The 15528-nt window shown below is 63.7% G+C and carries 13 protein-coding genes and 1 pseudogene; 9 read left to right on the plus strand and 5 right to left on the minus strand.

The features are described from left to right. Nucleotides 1–16: 16 nt before the first annotated feature. The 4 genes from IVB54_RS13095 to IVB54_RS13110 all read left to right on the plus strand — a co-directional run bounded on the left by IVB54_RS13095 (nucleotide 17) and on the right by IVB54_RS13110 (nucleotide 3736). Nucleotides 17–988, plus strand: a complete 972-nt coding sequence (locus IVB54_RS13095; RefSeq protein WP_085349491.1) for a TRAP transporter substrate-binding protein — start codon at nucleotides 17–19, stop codon at nucleotides 986–988. Between the two features lie 86 nt (nucleotides 989–1074). Beyond that, nucleotides 1075–1623: a TRAP transporter small permease gene (locus IVB54_RS13100; RefSeq protein WP_026232817.1), complete on the plus strand. Its 549-nt coding sequence runs from the start codon at nucleotides 1075–1077 to the stop codon at nucleotides 1621–1623. After that, the gene (locus IVB54_RS13105; RefSeq protein ID WP_018454806.1) at nucleotides 1614–2906 is read left to right on the plus strand and encodes a TRAP transporter large permease; all 1293 of its coding nucleotides are present in this window, start codon (nucleotides 1614–1616) and stop codon (nucleotides 2904–2906) included. The genes IVB54_RS13100 and IVB54_RS13105 overlap by 10 nt, the downstream gene beginning before the upstream one ends. Nucleotides 2907–2929: 23 nt before the next feature. Next, complete coding sequence (locus IVB54_RS13110; RefSeq protein ID WP_247372927.1) at nucleotides 2930–3736, plus strand: SDR family oxidoreductase; 807 nt, start codon at nucleotides 2930–2932, stop codon at nucleotides 3734–3736. Nucleotides 3737–3745: 9 nt separating this feature from the next. Here IVB54_RS13110 and IVB54_RS13115 read toward each other — a convergent pair whose 3' ends face one another. Genes IVB54_RS13115 through IVB54_RS13130 form a run of 4 tightly spaced genes read right to left on the minus strand, consistent with a single transcriptional unit; the run spans nucleotide 3746 to nucleotide 8015 of the window. Beyond that, nucleotides 3746–4444 (minus strand): substrate-binding domain-containing protein, encoded by a 699-nt coding sequence (locus IVB54_RS13115; protein WP_247452867.1) that lies wholly within the window; start codon nucleotides 4442–4444, stop codon nucleotides 3746–3748. After that, nucleotides 4441–6576 (minus strand): molybdopterin cofactor-binding domain-containing protein, encoded by a 2136-nt coding sequence (locus IVB54_RS13120; RefSeq protein WP_247452865.1) that lies wholly within the window; start codon nucleotides 6574–6576, stop codon nucleotides 4441–4443. The genes IVB54_RS13115 and IVB54_RS13120 overlap by 4 nt, the downstream gene beginning before the upstream one ends. After that, on the minus strand, nucleotides 6573–7043 hold the full coding sequence (locus IVB54_RS13125) for a (2Fe-2S)-binding protein (RefSeq protein ID WP_247452864.1): 471 nt from the start codon (nucleotides 7041–7043) through the stop codon (nucleotides 6573–6575). Before IVB54_RS13125 ends, IVB54_RS13120 begins: the two co-directional genes overlap by 4 nt. A gap of 15 nt (nucleotides 7044–7058) precedes the next feature. Continuing rightward, complete coding sequence (locus tag IVB54_RS13130) at nucleotides 7059–8015, minus strand: tripartite tricarboxylate transporter substrate binding protein (RefSeq protein WP_247452936.1); 957 nt, start codon at nucleotides 8013–8015, stop codon at nucleotides 7059–7061. Nucleotides 8016–8265: 250 nt separating this feature from the next. Between IVB54_RS13130 and IVB54_RS13135 the strand changes: the two genes are divergently transcribed. Together IVB54_RS13135 and IVB54_RS13140 are read left to right on the plus strand one after the other, a co-directional pair. Further along, on the plus strand, nucleotides 8266–10356 hold the full coding sequence (locus tag IVB54_RS13135) for a molybdopterin-dependent oxidoreductase (protein ID WP_247777268.1): 2091 nt from the start codon (nucleotides 8266–8268) through the stop codon (nucleotides 10354–10356). Nucleotides 10357–10487: 131 nt separating this feature from the next. After that, nucleotides 10488–11270: an enoyl-CoA hydratase/isomerase family protein gene (locus IVB54_RS13140; RefSeq protein WP_247452861.1), complete on the plus strand. Its 783-nt coding sequence runs from the start codon at nucleotides 10488–10490 to the stop codon at nucleotides 11268–11270. A gap of 48 nt (nucleotides 11271–11318) precedes the next feature. Here the strand turns inward: IVB54_RS13140 and IVB54_RS13145 are convergent, their stop codons facing one another. Then, nucleotides 11319–12443: a hypothetical protein gene (locus IVB54_RS13145; RefSeq protein ID WP_247777269.1), complete on the minus strand. Its 1125-nt coding sequence runs from the start codon at nucleotides 12441–12443 to the stop codon at nucleotides 11319–11321. A 108-nt stretch (nucleotides 12444–12551) separates the two neighbouring features. Here IVB54_RS13145 and istA point away from each other — a divergent pair. The 3 genes and pseudogenes from istA to IVB54_RS13160 form a co-directional block, all read left to right on the plus strand. Beyond that, nucleotides 12552–14042, plus strand: a pseudogene (istA, locus tag IVB54_RS13150) (IS21 family transposase); the annotation flags it as partial. Nucleotides 14043–14050: 8 nt separating this feature from the next. Further along, entirely contained in the window at nucleotides 14051–14914 is an 864-nt protein-coding gene (gene istB / locus IVB54_RS13155) for an IS21-like element helper ATPase IstB (protein WP_346658833.1), read from the plus strand. A 33-nt stretch (nucleotides 14915–14947) separates the two neighbouring features. Then, nucleotides 14948–15409 (plus strand): porin, encoded by a 462-nt coding sequence (locus IVB54_RS13160; RefSeq protein ID WP_247777510.1) that lies wholly within the window; start codon nucleotides 14948–14950, stop codon nucleotides 15407–15409. The last annotated feature ends 119 nt before the right edge of the window (nucleotides 15410–15528 follow it).

Here is a 15528-nt window from a genome sequence, read left to right on the forward strand (position 1 = left end):
TCAGGAGGAAGCCCAGATGAAGATACTCACCGGCGTCATCGCAGCCGCTCTGCTGGCGGTCTCAGCCCCCTTGGCGACCGCACGCGATTTCCGTTCCGCCGACATCCATCCCGCCGATTATCCAACCGTCGAGGCCGTCAAGTTCATGGGCAAGCAGCTCGCCGCGGCGAGCGGCGGCAAGCTCGGCGTGAAGGTGTTCCCCAACGGTGCGCTGGGCTCCGAGAAGGACACCATCGAGCAGCTCAAGATCGGCGCCCTCGACATGATGCGGATCAACGCATCGCCCTTGAACAACTTCGTGCCGGAAACCATCGCGTTGTGCCTGCCCTTCATCTTCCGGGACACGCAGCACATGCGCACTGTCCTTGACGGCCCGATCGGCGACGAGATCCTGGCGGCCATGGCGCCCGCAGGCCTGATCGGCCTTGCCTATTACGACAGCGGCGCCCGGTCCATTTACACCGTCAAGGCACCGATCAAGTCGCTCGCGGACGTCAAGGGTCTGAAAATTCGCGTCCAGCAATCCGATCTGTGGGTCGGCATGATCCAGAGCCTCGGGGCCAATCCGACCCCGATGCCCTATGGCGAGGTCTATACCGCTCTCAAGACCGGTCTGGTGGACGCTGCCGAGAACAACTGGCCCTCTTACGAGTCCTCGCGCCACTTCGAGGCCGCCAAGTTCTACAACGTCACCGAGCACTCCTTGGCGCCCGAAGTTCTCGTGATGTCCAAGACGGTCTGGGACACGCTGAGCAAGGAGGACCAGGCGATGGTCCGCAAGGCGGCCAAGGAATCGGTGCCCGTCATGCGCAAGCTCTGGGACGAACGCGAGCAGGCCTCCCGCAAGACGGTCGAAGCGGCCGGCGTTCAGGTCGTGACGATCGCCAACAAGGCGGAATTCGTCGACGCGATGAAGCCGGTGTACGACAAGTTCGCGGGTGACGAGAAGCTGAAGAGCCTCGTCAAGCGTATCCAGGACACGAAGTAAGGCCATAGCGTCGGTCCGGCGTTGCCGACTGGCGACGCCTGACCAACGCATTGGAGCCGCGCAAGGAGACTTGCAAGGAGACTTGGATGACAGACCCTCACGTCGCAGACCACGAACTGGACGTAGCCGGACGCCCGTCCACCGGCTTGCTGTCCCGGATCAATGCACCCGTCGCTCGGCTAGGGATGTACCTGTCGGTGACCGGGCTGCTCGTCATCGTCACCATCGTCTTCTACCAGGTGTTCGGACGTTACGTGCTCAATTCCAGCCCGACCTGGACGGAGAACCTTGCGTTGGTTCTGATCCTGTATGTCACGTTGATCGGCGCCGCCGTCGGCGTGCGCGATGCCGGGCATATCGGCATGGACAGTTTGCTGGTGATGCTGCCGGATCGCGCGCGGGAGAAGATCGAGCTTGTCATCCACGTCCTGGTCGCCGGCTTCGGCGTCGCGATGGCCTATAACGGCTGGATCCTCGGAGCCTCGGTCGGAACCGTGAAGATCCCCAATCTCGGGCTGCCCGAGGTCATCCGCTACGTGCCGCTGATCGCCTCCGGCGTCCTCATCGTCTCCTTTTCAATCGAGCACATCATCGCTCTCCTGCGCGGCGAAGAGGTCGTCCCCTCATGGAATTGATCATCCTCGGCGCCACTTTCTTCGGCTTCCTGGTCCTCGGCGTCCCGGTCGCGTTCGCGATCGGCCTCTCGGCGATTTGCACCATCCTCTACGAAGGCCTGCCGGTCGCGGTCATCTTCCAGCAGATGATGTCGGGGATGAACATCTTCTCCTTCCTCGCCATCCCGTTCTTCGTCTTCAGCGGTGAGCTGATGCTGCATGGCGGCGTCGCCGACAAGATCGTGCAGCTTGCCAAGAATCTCGTCGGACACATCCGCGGCGGGCTCGGCATGTCGAACGTGGTCGCCTGCACGCTGTTCGGCGGCGTCTCCGGCTCGCCCGTTGCCGACGTGTCGGCGATGGGGGCGGTGATGATCCCCATGATGAAGAAGGAAGGTTTCGACACCGACTACGCCGTCAACGTCACCACCCATGCCTCGCTGGTCGGAGCGCTGATGCCGACCAGCCACAACATGATCATCTATGCGCTCGCCGCCGGCGGCAAGGTCTCGATCGGCGCGCTGATCGCCGCCGGCCTCCTGCCGGCCCTGGTGCTGATGGTGTGCATGCTGGTCGCCGCTTACGCGGTCGCGGTGAAGCGAGGCTATCCGGCCGGCAAGTTCCCGGGCTGGCCCGCGGTTTTTCGTTCGTTCGCAGCCGCTCTGCCCGGCCTTTTGATCGTCGGCATCATCCTGGCGGGCATCCTGTCCGGCGTGTTCACGGCAACCGAATCCGCAGCCGTCGCGGTCACCTATACGATCCTGCTGACGTTCTTCATCTACCGCACCATGACCTTGCCGAACTTCCTGCGCGCTGCGGCCAAGGCGGTGAAGACCACGGGCGTGGTGCTGCTGCTGATCGGCGTGTCCACCATGTTCCAGTATCTGATGGGGCTTTATGAGGTCGCCGACTTCGCCGGCGAGATGATGAGCAAGGTCTCGACGCAGCCCTGGGTCATCTTCCTGCTCATCAACGTCATCCTGTTCGTGCTGGGCACGTTCATGGACATGGCAGCGACCATCCTGATCTGCACGCCGATCTTCCTGCCGATCGCGATGAAGGCGGGCATGGATCCGGTGCAGTTCGGTATGTTGATGCTGATCAACTGCGCGCTCGGGCTGAACACCCCGCCGGTCGGGACGACGCAGTTCGTGGGCTGCGCCATCGGCGGCATCTCGGTGGGCGCGGTGATGCGCACCATCCTGCCGTTCTACGCCGCCCTGATCGCAGCTCTGATGTTCGTGACCTACGTCCCCGCCTTCTCGCTGTGGCTGCCGCGCCTGCTGATGGGCTACAAGGGATAGCAGCAATACAGGAGAATCTATCCGTGACTGACTATCGCAAGCTCTTCGATCTCACCGGCAAGACGGCCGTGGTGCTCGGCGCCGCCTCCGGCATCGGCAAGTCGTCCGCCGAGGCGCTGGCCGGGCTCGGCGCCCGTGTGGTCTGCGCCGATCGCGCGATTGACGCCGCCGAAGCAACTGCCGCCGGCATTCGTGAGAAGGGCGGCTGGGCCGAAGCGGCTGCGTGTGACGCCGCGTGCGCGGCCGACGTCAACGCGCTGGCCAAGACCGTGATGCAGAAATTTTCGCGGCTCGACATCGCGGTGACGACGCCCGGGCTCAACATCCGCAAGACCATCCTCGATTACACCGAGGAGGATCTCGACCGCGTCCTCAACCTCAATATCAAGGGCACGGTCTGGTTCTTCCAGGCCTTCGGCCGCATCATGGTCGAGCAGAAGGGCGGCAGCATCATTGCCTGCTCCTCAGTGCGGGCGGTGACGATCGAGCCGGGCCTCGGCGTCTACGGCTCGACCAAGGCGGCGATCGGCCTGCTGGTGAAGGGCTTTGCTTCCGAGGTTGGACGCTCCGGCGTGCGCGTTAACGCGATCGCGCCGAGCATCGCCGAGACCGCGCTGACCGGCCCGTTCAAGCAGCGTCCCGACATCTACAATCTCTACGCCGGCCACACCGTGTTCAACCGCTGGAGCAGCGCCGACGAGGTCGCGACCGCCGTCGCCTATCTCGCCTCGGACGCCGCGAGCTATGTCAGCGGCAGCACGCTGTTCGTCGATGGCGGCTGGACTGCCGTCGACGGGCCGCCGACCGGCCTCACCCAGTTGCACACGTAGGGCGCTTACCTACCCGGTGAAGCCGGCGCGCTGGCGAAGCCCCTTGCGGTTTGCGCCGGTCAGCAACGCGATCAGCGCGGCCGCCTCTTGCGGATGTGCGGCCCGCGTGGTCACGCCGGCCGTGTACATCGTCACGAGCTCGCAGCCCGGCGGCAGCGCTCCTGACAGTGCGATGCCGTCGGTCGCGATGATTTCGGTGGCCTGGGTGCAGCCGATCGGATGCGCGGCGCTGGATGCCGCAAGCTCCCGCATCGCGGTCGCGCCGTTGGAAAAGATCTTGAGGTGCGAGGCGACCTCGTAGGCGATGCCGAGCTGATCCAGCACCTTTGCGACATGCTGTCCGGCGGTCGAGGCTTTCGTGTCCGGTACGTAGATCGCGTCGGCGCTGCGCAGTACTTCGCGCAGATCGGCTTCAGTCTTCACTGTCACCCTGGGATCGCGGCTGCGGAGCGCCAGCGCGGTTTCGACTCGCCCGACATCCGAGATCGAGGCGGGGATGACGAGCTGCTCTTCGGCAAGCTTTGCAAGCAGCGCCTGCGTCAGGATCACCAGATCGGCCGCCGTCCCCGCGCGCAGCTTGTCGGCCATGATGCCGACCGCGCCGAACTCGCCGTCGATGCCGAAGCCGGTCTGCGTCTTGAAGGGATCGCTGAGGCCGCGCACCAGGCCTTGCGCCGCGCCTCCGCTCAAAATGCTCACTGTCGTCACGATGCCAGCTCCATGGCTGCAATGATCTTGTCGCGGGTGATCGGCAGGTCGCGCACGCGCGCGCCGACGCAATCGTAAACGGCATTCGCGATCGCCGCCGTCACCGGGCCGTGGGCGGCCTCGCCGGCGCCGACCGGCTCGATCTCCGGCCGCTGGACGATCTCGACATCCACCATTGGCACCTCGCTGAAGGTGAGGATCGGATAGTCGGTCCAGGACGTCGATGTGATTCGCGTCCGGTCGAAGCGGACGCGTTCCTTCAGCACCCAGCTCGTCGCCTGGATCGCGCCGCCCTCGATCTGGTTGATGACGCCGTCGGGATTGATGGCCTCGCCGACATCGACCGCAAGCGTCAGCCGCTTGACGCGAATGTCATCAGTGCCTTCGATCTCCGCAATGGCGGCGCAATAGGCCCCCATGTTCTTGTAGCGGGCGAAGCCGACGCCATGACCGATGCCGGACTGCTTCTGCGGTTTCCACTGCGCGCGTCGTGCCGCGGCGCGAATCACCTCCTTTGCCCGTTCGTCGCGCAGATGACGCAAGCGGAACGCGATCGGGTCTTCGCCGCGGAGGGTGGCGATCTCGTCGAGCAGGGACTCGATGGCGAACACATTGCCTTGTCCGCCAAGTGTCCGCAGCGCCGAGGTCCGCACCGGCATGGTCAGCAGCCGGTGGCTCGTGACCGTCCAGGCCTTGAGGTCATAGAGCGGAACGGAGTTGCGGTCGCCGCCGCCGCCATTGGCCGCGGGCGGATTGGTCGAGACCATGCGCGGCCAGGGAGTCGCAATCTCGGTTGCGGCGAGCAGCGCGGGCTGGGCCGCGCGCCCCGGCCGCGCCGCGTGACCGTTGCTCCAGATCGCATGGCGCCAACCGACGATCTCGTTGTCGGCATCGAGATCGGCCTCGATCTCGATCGCCATCGCCGCGCCAAACGGCGCGTGGGACATCTCGTCGTGGCGCGACCACTGCGCCCGCACCGGACGGCCGCCGGCCGCTTTCGCCAGCAGCACGGCATCGAGCGCGACATCGTCGGCAGCATTGTGTCCGTAGCAGCCCGCGCCCTCCATGTGCTCGACCACGATGCTCTCGGCTGGGAGCTTGAGCACGATCGCGAGATCGGCGCGCAGCAGGTAGACGCCCTGGCTGTGCGTCCACACGTGGACGCGATCGCCGTTCCATTGGGCCATCGCACAGGATGGAGCGATCGAGGCATGCGCGATGTAGGGACGGATGTATTGCCGGCGGAGGGTGCGAGCAGCTTTCTTTATCGTTGCCGCAGAGGTCCTGGTGTCGATGACAGTGGTCTCGACCGGCTGGCTCTTCAGGAACCCGGCGAGATCATCTTCATCGGGCAGCGGCTCGCCGGCCGACCATGTCGCCCCCTTGCGCAAGGCTTTCAGCGCGGCTTCCGCCGCTGCCTCGCTGTCGGCGACCACGCCGGAAAAACCGCCGTCGCGGATGATCGCGACGAGGCCGGGCACGGCTCGTGCAGCCGTCTGGTCGAGCGCGATCAGCCTGGCGCCCGCGATGTCCGGCCGCAGCACGCGTCCGTGCAGCAAGTCCGGCAGCGGACAGTCATGGATAAAGCGCGGCCGTGCGAACACCTTGTCTGGAATGTCGACGCGCTGGACCGAATGTCCGGCCACAGTGCGCATGGCGACGATCTTCGCCGTCGCGCCCGCAATGGCGTCGTGGTCGAGCGAAACGTCGCCGGCCAACTCCCAATAGCTGGTCCTGACATTGCCGGGGCCCGAGATCGTGCCGTCCTGGATCTCGAGCAGTGATGCATCGACGCCGAGACGTTCGGATGCCGCGGTGAGGAAGCGCCGGCGGACCTCGGCACAGGCGTGGCGCAGCGCGCGGCCGGACTGCTGAATCGAAAGGCTGCCCGAGGTGACGCCCTCGTTCGGGCTTGCCGCCGTGGAGGCGCGGATCATCTCGATGCGGCCAATATCGACGTCGAGCTCGTCGGCTGCGATCTGCGCCAGGGCCGTGACGATGCCCTGGCCGATCTCGACCTTGCCGGGCGAGATCGCCACACGGCCCTCGCCGATGAGCTTCACCCAGGATGACAGCTTTGGATTGGCCGCAAGGCTGACCGGCAGTGTCGGGGCAGGGGACGGCACAGTCATGATGTCGCCATCTCCGCGGCCGCCCGCAACACGGCGCGGACCATGCGGTTATGCGATCCGCAGCGGCACAGATTGCGGTCAAGCGCGGTTTTCACCTCGGCCTCCGTCGGCGACGGATTGCGCTTCAGCAGCGCCGCCGCGCTGATCAGGATTCCCGAGACGCAATAGCCGCATTGCATCGCCTGCTCGGAGATAAAGGCACGTTGCAGCGGATGCGGTTGCTCCGCCGTGCCGAGACCTTCCACCGTGACGACCTCCTTGTCGGCGACCGACCACATCGGCATGTCGCACGAGGCCATCGCGCGATCACCGATCATGACATGGCAGGCGCCGCACTCGCCGGCCCCGCAGCCGAAATGCGGACCGGTGAGGCCGAGCCGGCCGCGCAGCACGTCCAGCAGCGTCTGATCCGGATCGGCATCCACGGCCGCCGCCGTGCCGTTGAGCTGGAATTGAATGGTCGGCATTGTCGCTCTGCGGCCTCAGGACTTGTCGAACTTCTTGACCACGTCGGCCCATTTCTCGATGTCGCCGCGCAGGAACTTGTCGAATTCTTCCGGCGTCATCGACATGGGCACCGCGCCCTGCGCAGTCCAAAGTTTGACGATGTCGGGACGCTTCACCATTGCGTTCACGGCGGCATTGAGCTTGTCGATCACGGGTTTCGGCGTCCCGGCCGGCGCCATCAGGCCGAGCCAGATCGTGGCTTCATAGCCGGCTACGCCCGCCTCGATCGCGGTCGGCACGTTCGGCAGCACGGCTGAGCGCTGCTTGCCGGTGGTCGCGAGCGCGCGGACCTGGTTCTCGCCGATGTTCGGCGCCATCGCCGGCACCGCGTCGATCATCATCTGCACCTGCCCGCCGATCACGCCACTGCGGGCCTCGCCACTGTTGCGGTAGGGGACATGGACGAGATCGATGCCGGCCATCGCTTTGAACAGCTCGCCGGCCATGTGATAGGGCGTGCCCTGGCCGGAGGAGGCGTAGTTCAATTTGCCCGGCTGCGACTTGGCGAGGGCGACGAACTCCTGCAGCGTCTTCGCTGCGACTTGCGGGTTCACCACGATGACGAGATCGGAAGAGTTCACCGGTGCGATCGGCGCGAGGTCGCGCATCAGCTCGTATTTGCGCTTGTCCGGCGTCAACAGCGATTCGTTCGCGGTCTGCGTGTTGGACATCATCAACAGCGTGTAGCCGTCGGCGGGCGACTTCGCCGCTTCGACCGTGCCGATGACGCCGCCCGCGCCGGTGCGGTTCTCGATCACGAAGGGCTGGCCAAAACTCTCCTGGAGCGCATTGCCGATCTGCCGGGCGGCCACATCGGCCGGCCCGCCGGCGCCGAAGGGCACGACGATCCGGACCGAATGGTTGGGATAGTCCTGCGCCAGGGACGGTGCTGCGTAGCATGCGCTGAGCAGGCCGGCGGCCAGCGCCAGCATGAATTGTCGGGCCGTCACACCCACCTCCCTGTTGTCGTTCTTGTTGGCCGGCACTGTAGCGGGAGGGGAGGCGGACTGTCGACGCCTCACAAAGCCGATGGTACCTGGAATATCCGGCGGTTTTCGGTGTGGCGGCGCCGCTCTTCGCGGTCGCGGCAGGAACCGGCGGCGCGCGATTTGAGCAAATCGCATGGGCGTTGCCGGATAAATACCCTCGGCTGAGGGGTATTTTGGTGTTACCAAATTGGACATGAACCAGCACGCCAAGATCGAAATCCGCCATTCGACCTGTCCGCATGATTGCCCGTCGGCCTGTGCCCTCGATATCGAGGTGGTCGAGGGACGCAGTATCGGCCGTGTCCGCGGTTCGAAAAAGCAGACTTATACGGCCGGCGTGGTTTGCGCCAAGGTCGCCCGGTATGCCGAGCGCATCCATCATCCTGAAAGGCTGATGTATCCGCTGCGCCGTACGGGTGCGAAGGGCTCCGGCCAATTCGCGCGGATCAGCTGGGACGAGGCGCTGGACGAGATTGCGGATCGCTTCAACCGGGCCGAGCGCGAATTCGGCGCGGAGTCAATCTGGCCCTATTATTACGCCGGCACGATGGGGCTGGTGATGCGCGACGGCCTCAACCGCCTCACGCATGTGAAGAAATATTCGCGGTTCTATCAGACCATCTGCGCCAATGTCGGCCGCATCGGGTTCGCGATCGGCACCGGCAAGATCGCCGGTGTCGATCCGCGCGAGATGGCGCTGTCCGATCTCGTGGTGATCTGGGGCACCAACCCCGTCAACACGCAGGTCAACGTGATGACGCACGCCGCCCGTGCCCGGAAGGAGCGCGGCGCCAAGATCGCGGCCGTCGACATCTACGACAACGAGACCATGAAGCAGGCGGATATCAAGATCATCCTGCGGCCCGGCACCGACGGCGCGTTCGCCTGCGGCGTGATGCACGTCCTGTTCCGCGACGGCTACGCCGATCGCGCCTATATGGACAAGTACACCGATTGCCCTGATGAGCTCGAGGCGCATCTGAAGACGCGTAACCCCGAATGGGCATCCGCGATTTCAGGCGTGCCGGTGGCGGAGATCGAGGCTTTTGCCAAATTGGTTGGCCAGACTAAGCGGACCTTCTTTCGGCTCGGCTACGGCTTCACTCGATCGCGCAACGGTGCGGCGCAGATGCATGCCGCCAACTGCATTCCCGCGGTAACCGGCGCCTGGCAATATGAAGGCGGCGGCGCCTTCTTCAACAATTACGCGCTGTGGCACTTCAACGAATCCATCATCGAAGGCCATGACGCCATCGATCCAACCATCCGCGCGCTTGACCAGTCGCAGATCGGCCGCATCCTCACCGGCGATTCCAAGGCGCTGCACGGCAAGGGTCCGGTCAAGGCGCTGCTGATCCAGAACACAAACCCGATGACGGTGGCACCGGAACAGGCACTGGTGCGGCAGGGTTTTGCGCGCGAGGATCTGTTCGTCGCGGTGCACGAGCAGTTCATGACCGAGACGGCCGAGATGGCCGACATCGTGCTGCCGGCGACAATGTTCATGGAACATGACGATCTCTATTACGGCGGCGGCCACCAGCACATCTCGGTCGGGCCGAAGCTGATCGACCCACCCGGGGAATGCCGCTCCAATCATGAGGTGCTGCAGGCACTGGCGCCGCGGCTTGGCGCCAGCCATCCCGGGTTCGAGCTGACGCCGCGCGAGTTGATCGAGGCGACGCTGAAGCTGAGCGACCACGGCGACGTTGCCGGCCTCGAAGCCGACCTCTGGCGCGACCTGCAGCCGGACTTCCGCACGTCGCATTATCTCGACGGCTTCGCCCATGCCGACAGGAAATTCCATTTCAAAGCGGATTGGGCGCATCCGCCGTTCGGCCAGACGATGGGTGACTTCGACAAGATGCCGTCGCTGCCGGACCATTGGGCGGTGATCGAGCATGCCGACCAGGCCCATCCGTTCCGGCTTGCCACGAGCCCGTCGCGCAGCTTCCTCAACACGACCTTCAACGAGACGCCGTCCTCCCAGGCGCGCGAGGGCAAGGCGAGCGTGATGATCCATCCCCTGGATGCGGCCGCGCTCGACATCGCCCATGGCGACGCCGTGACGCTCGGCAACACCCGCGGCGAAACCACGCTGATCGCCACGCTGTTCGAGGGCGTGCGCCGCGGCGTGCTGATCGCGGAGTCCGTTCATCCCAACAAGAACCATATCGGTAACCGCGGCATCAACATGCTGACGGGCGCGGACACCATCGCGCCGATCGGCGGCGCCGCTTTCCACGACAACAAGGTCTGGATCAGGAAAGCGGTCGCGGGCTGAGCCCACGCTGCGATCGCGCTACAAGCTTGTGTCGAGGCGCTAAAGCGGCGCCGCGCCGCAGTTTGCCCTTGCACCTTCCGCCCGAGCTGCCGCAAATGGCTGCAAAACGGAGAGAAGGAAGCGAGGGTGCCATGACCGACACTACAGCTGTGATCACCGAGAAGCGAGGGCAGGCGCTCTGGATCACCATCAACCGGCCCGACAAGCGCAACGCGCTGAATGGCGAGGTCATCGCCGGCATCGCGCGCGGCTATCGCGACGCGCATGACGACAGGGATGTCCGAATCATCGTGCTGACGGGCGCGGGCGACAAGGCGTTCTGCGCCGGCGCGGACCTGCAGAACTCCGGCGCGGCCTTCGCGATGGATCATTCGAAGCCGAATGTCGACTATGCCGATCTGTTACGCTTGTCGCAGAACGCGACCAAGCCCGCGATTGCGCGCCTCGGTGGCGTCTGCATGGCAGGCGGCATGGGCCTGCTCTGCATGACCGACATGGCCGTCGCCGCCGATCACGTCGTCTTCGGCCTGCCGGAAGTGAAGGTCGGCGTGTTCCCGATGCAGGTGTTGAGCCTGTTGCAGTCGATCGCGCCACCGCGGCTCGTCAACGAATGGGCGCTGACCGGCGAGCCCTTCGACGCGAAAGCGGCATTGGCAGCAGGCCTGCTGAACTACGTCGTGCCCACGGCCGAGCTGGATGCCAAGGTCGACTGGCTGATCGGCCGCATCGTCGACAAATCCCCGACCGCGATCCGTCGCGGCAAATACGCGATGCGCGCCATCGCCTCGATGTCGTTCGACGAGAGCATCGCCTACACCGAAAGCCAGATCGCGCTGCTTGCCATGACCGAGGATGCCAAGGAAGGGCTGAAGGCGTTCAGCGAGAAGCGCAAGCCGGTGTGGACGGGAAAATAGACGAGCCTTTCAGCGCATTCATCGGTTTTGCCGTCGGCCGACGTGCCTTTATTCCGAGGGGAGATTGGCGTTTAGCCGAATAAGGAGAGATCTTGTCCGCTCTTCGCGACGCTTTTTTGTGGCAATGATCAACTGCCTGGCCGTACGCTTGGCGTAGGTTGGCAGTTGGCGACTTGATCTATGACGACCAGCCGCGCGCAACTCTGCATCCGTGAGATCGCTGTCGGCGCCCTCGGTAAATCCTCCGTGTCGGAAAGACCTAAAAGAAAGCTCCTGACGTAGGCCAGCCTCTGTGATGATGGTTTTTACCACACTACGTAGATAGCGGAGATCCTTGCGTGGGGTAATCCATGGTAGCGGGATTGCCGACTGACGATGCGCATGATCACGACGGAATACCAGACCGGAGAGGGTGGTCCTCTTGATCTCGTCGAGTTCCTCCATAAGCTCAGGAAAGAGAGGGGTGCCCGTTTCGTCCGATAGTGGCCACCAGGCCTCCTCTCCATTCTTCGGATGCACGATTCTGACGCTATTTGGCCGCTCGCGAGGTCGATAATGCGAAATGTCGAAGGCGCCAAACACGTGCTGCTCTCGTTGCAGCCACTCCCACGACAATAAAGCAGCTGTTGCGATCGAGCGGTAATCAAGCTTTATCGCGGCGGCTCTGAAGGCGACGAGCTCATCCCAAGTTGCGGTCGGTGTGGGCCGTATCGGCCGCCCAGGCGGATGAGATTTTAATCCCATCCGGGAAAACGGATTGGTCGCTGGTACGATCCTTTCTTGAGCACGCTGACCAACGAACCAAGCACGGCGACAGGCCGCCATAGCCATAGTTACATAGCGACGACGCTCGCGAACGACGACCTCTCCACTGTTATTGACTTTCGTCACAAACAATAATTTTCGATAAACTGCGTCGACGAACGCTTTGGTGAAATCGGACAACTGTTTAGACCCAACGCGACTTCCATCTTTCAGCTCGTGATTGGCGAACAGTGCGAGACTTTTTGTGTAGTGCCGCTGTGTAGCGCTTTCGATTTCGGTCCACTTCTGGTGAGCTTGGAAGACGCCGACGAGCCAATCGAACGTGCCGGGTTCGATCGTCGCCGGCATGATGTCGCTTAGACCCCGTGAGTGCCAACTGTCGAACGCCGGCAGGAGGACTTTTGTCATTCGGCCTGCAATATTGACCCCCTAAGCCGGGGGATCGGCGTCCAAAATTGACCCCCTACAGGTTGGTCTGTTGCGCTGCCTGCTTCGTCATGAAGCAGGTGGTCGGGGATGCTGATCGTGGAGACAATCGCCCGGATACGGCGCGAGCACTTCATCAAGGGCAAGACGATCAAGGAGATCGCCCGTGACCTGAAGGTGTCGCGGAACACAGTCCGGAAGGTGCTGAGATCGGGAGAGACCTCATTCGAGTACGAGCGTGTTGTCCAGCCGCGGCCGAAGCTGGGACGATGGGCAGCAGAACTCGACGGGTTGTTGTCAGGGAACGCGGGCAAGTCCGCTCGCGAGCAACTGACATTGATCCGGATGTTCGAGGAGCTGCGTGAGCGCGGCTATGACGGCGGTTACGACGCCGTGCGGCGCTACGCCAGGCGATGGAGCAAGGAGCGCGGACAATCCACGGCCGCTGCCTACGTCCCGCTTAGCTTTGCGCCCGGAGAAGCTTACCAGTTTGACTGGAGCCACGAGGTCGTCCTGCTCAATGGCGTGACGGTGATGGTGAAGGCCGCCCATGTCCGGCTCTGCCACAGCCGGATGCTGTTCGTGCGTTGCTATCCGCGCGAGACACAGGAGATGGTGTTCGACGCCCACGACCGGGCGTTCGCCCTGTTCAAGGGCACCTGCGTGCGCGGCATCTACGACAACATGAAGACGGCGGTGGAGACGATCTTCGTCGGCAAAGGGCGTCTCTACAATCGCCGCTTCATGCAGATGTGCAGCCACTACCTGGTCGATCCGGTTGCCTGCACGCCAGCGTCGGGTTGGGAGAAGGGCCAGGTCGAGAACCAGGTTGGGCTTGTCCGGGAGCGCTTCTTCACGCCGCGGCTGCGGTTCAAAACCCTCGACGAGTTGAACGCGTGGCTGCTGGACAAGTGCATCGCCTACGCCAAGGCGCACCGGCATCCAGAACTGGCCGAACAGACGGTCTGGGAGGTGTTCGAAGCCGAGCGGCCGAAGCTCGTTCCCTATGCCGGCCGGTTCGACGGATTCCACGCGGTGCCGGCATCGGTCTCGACGACCTGTCTGGTGCGGTTCGACAACAATAAATACTCGGTCACGGCCAACGCTGTCGGGCGGCCTGTCGAGGTTCACGCCTACGCCGACCGCATTGTGATCCGTCAGGACGGACGCATCGTTGCCGAGCATGCTCGCTCGTTCGGCCGCGGCGAGACGACCTATGATCCCTGGCATTACGTGCCGGTACTGGCTCGCAAACCCGGTGCCTTGCGCAACGGCGCTCCCTTCAAGGACTGGGTGCTTCCGGCTGCGATCGAACGTGTGCGGCGTAAGCTTACCAGTGCCGACGATGGCAACCGGCAGATGGTCGATATCCTCAACGCGGTTCTGACCGACGGCTTGCCGGCCGTCGAAGCAGCCTGCGCCGAGGCGATCGCTCACGGCGTTCATTCCGCCGATGTCGTGCTCAACATCCTGGCCCGCCAGCGTGATCCTGCGCCGCCAGCCAACATTCTCACCCCGGCCGCACTGACATTGCGCCACGCCCCGATCGCCGACTGTGCCCGTTACGACAACCTCAGGAGAACCATCTGATGGAACGTACTCAACTCTTCGACCTCATGGGCGAGCTCAAACTCTACGGCATGAAGGCTGCCTTCGACGAGATCATGGCGACCGCTGTCAAACGCCAGCACGAACCCCAGCGCATTGTCGGCGACCTGCTCAACGCCGAGATCAACGAGAAGCAGGCCCGCTCGATTAAGTACCAGCTCACCATCGCCAAGCTGCCGCTGGCCAAGGATCTCGAGGACTTCCAGTTCGAAGGCACACCCATCAACCAGACGCTGGTCAATGATCTCGCCGGCGGCGGCTTCATCGCCCAGCAACGTAACGCCGTGCTGATCGGCGGTACCGGCACCGGCAAAACACATATGGCCATCGCAATCGCCAGAAGCTGCATCCGATCCGGTGCCCGCGGCCGCTTCTACAACGTGGTCGACCTCGTCAACCGTCTGGAGATCGAGACCCGCAATGGACGGCAAGGTCGGATTGCCGAGCATTTGACCCGGATGGACTTCATCGTCCTCGACGAACTCGGTTATCTACCGTTCGCCCAATCCGGCGGCCAGCTCCTGTTCCACCTCGTCAGCCGGCTCTACGAGCGCACGTCCATCGTCGTCACCACCAATCTCGCGTTCGGTGAATGGCCCAGCGTCTTCGGCGACGCCAAAATGACCACCGCGCTTCTAGATCGCCTGACCCACCATTGCGACATCGTCGAGACCGGCAACGACAGCTGGCGCTTCAAAAGCCGCGACGACGATCACGCAACCCGCGCTCGCACCGTCTCCGCAACCCCGACCAGCTCCGACGGTGCGAGCGCTACCGCCAAAACCCGCCGCTCGAAGGGGTCAAAATTGGACGCCGATACGGGGTCAAATTTGAACGCCGATTGACATGCAGGATCCGCACAGGCCACCGGGACGGCCATTCAGAAAACCCAGTCATTTGGCTTCCGTGGCGCCTTTAACCACAATTGGAATCCACAATGGTCGACGTCCATGTTCGGTTCCGCATCGTGGGTCAGATATCCCGGCAACGGCAATACCGATCCGCTCAACGGCATCGTTAGCGCGGCCGGACTGGTCTGCAACAAAATGTTGAGCGGAGGCGCTCTTACGGGAGCCCCGTTGTTGGCCGCGGCCAGCGCAAACTATAGCTGCAACCCCAACTTCGCGATCTACCAGCTCGGTACGGTAACACGCTGGACTCCGGTGACGAACCTGACCTTCAGCGCGGAGGTCCTGTGGACCAAGCTCGACCAGAACATGCAGGGGACGGTCGTCCCGGCGGCCGTTCCGGCTACCTTGGCAAAGCCTGCAGGCGTTGCTTACGAATTCCGTGACCAGAATACGATGTCCCTCAACGTTCGCGTCCAACGCAATTTCTGATCCCATCCGCAGCAAAGGAGACGACAACTAACTACCGAACGTAAACCTCCAAGGCCTCCGGCAATGCCCTGCCGGAGGCTGTTCGGTTCGTGAGATCGGCCGAGGCGGGCCCTTTTTGA

The organism is Bradyrhizobium sp. CW1 (genome assembly GCF_023100665.1).
GTDB lineage: Bacteria > Pseudomonadota > Alphaproteobacteria > Rhizobiales > Xanthobacteraceae > Bradyrhizobium > Bradyrhizobium canariense_D.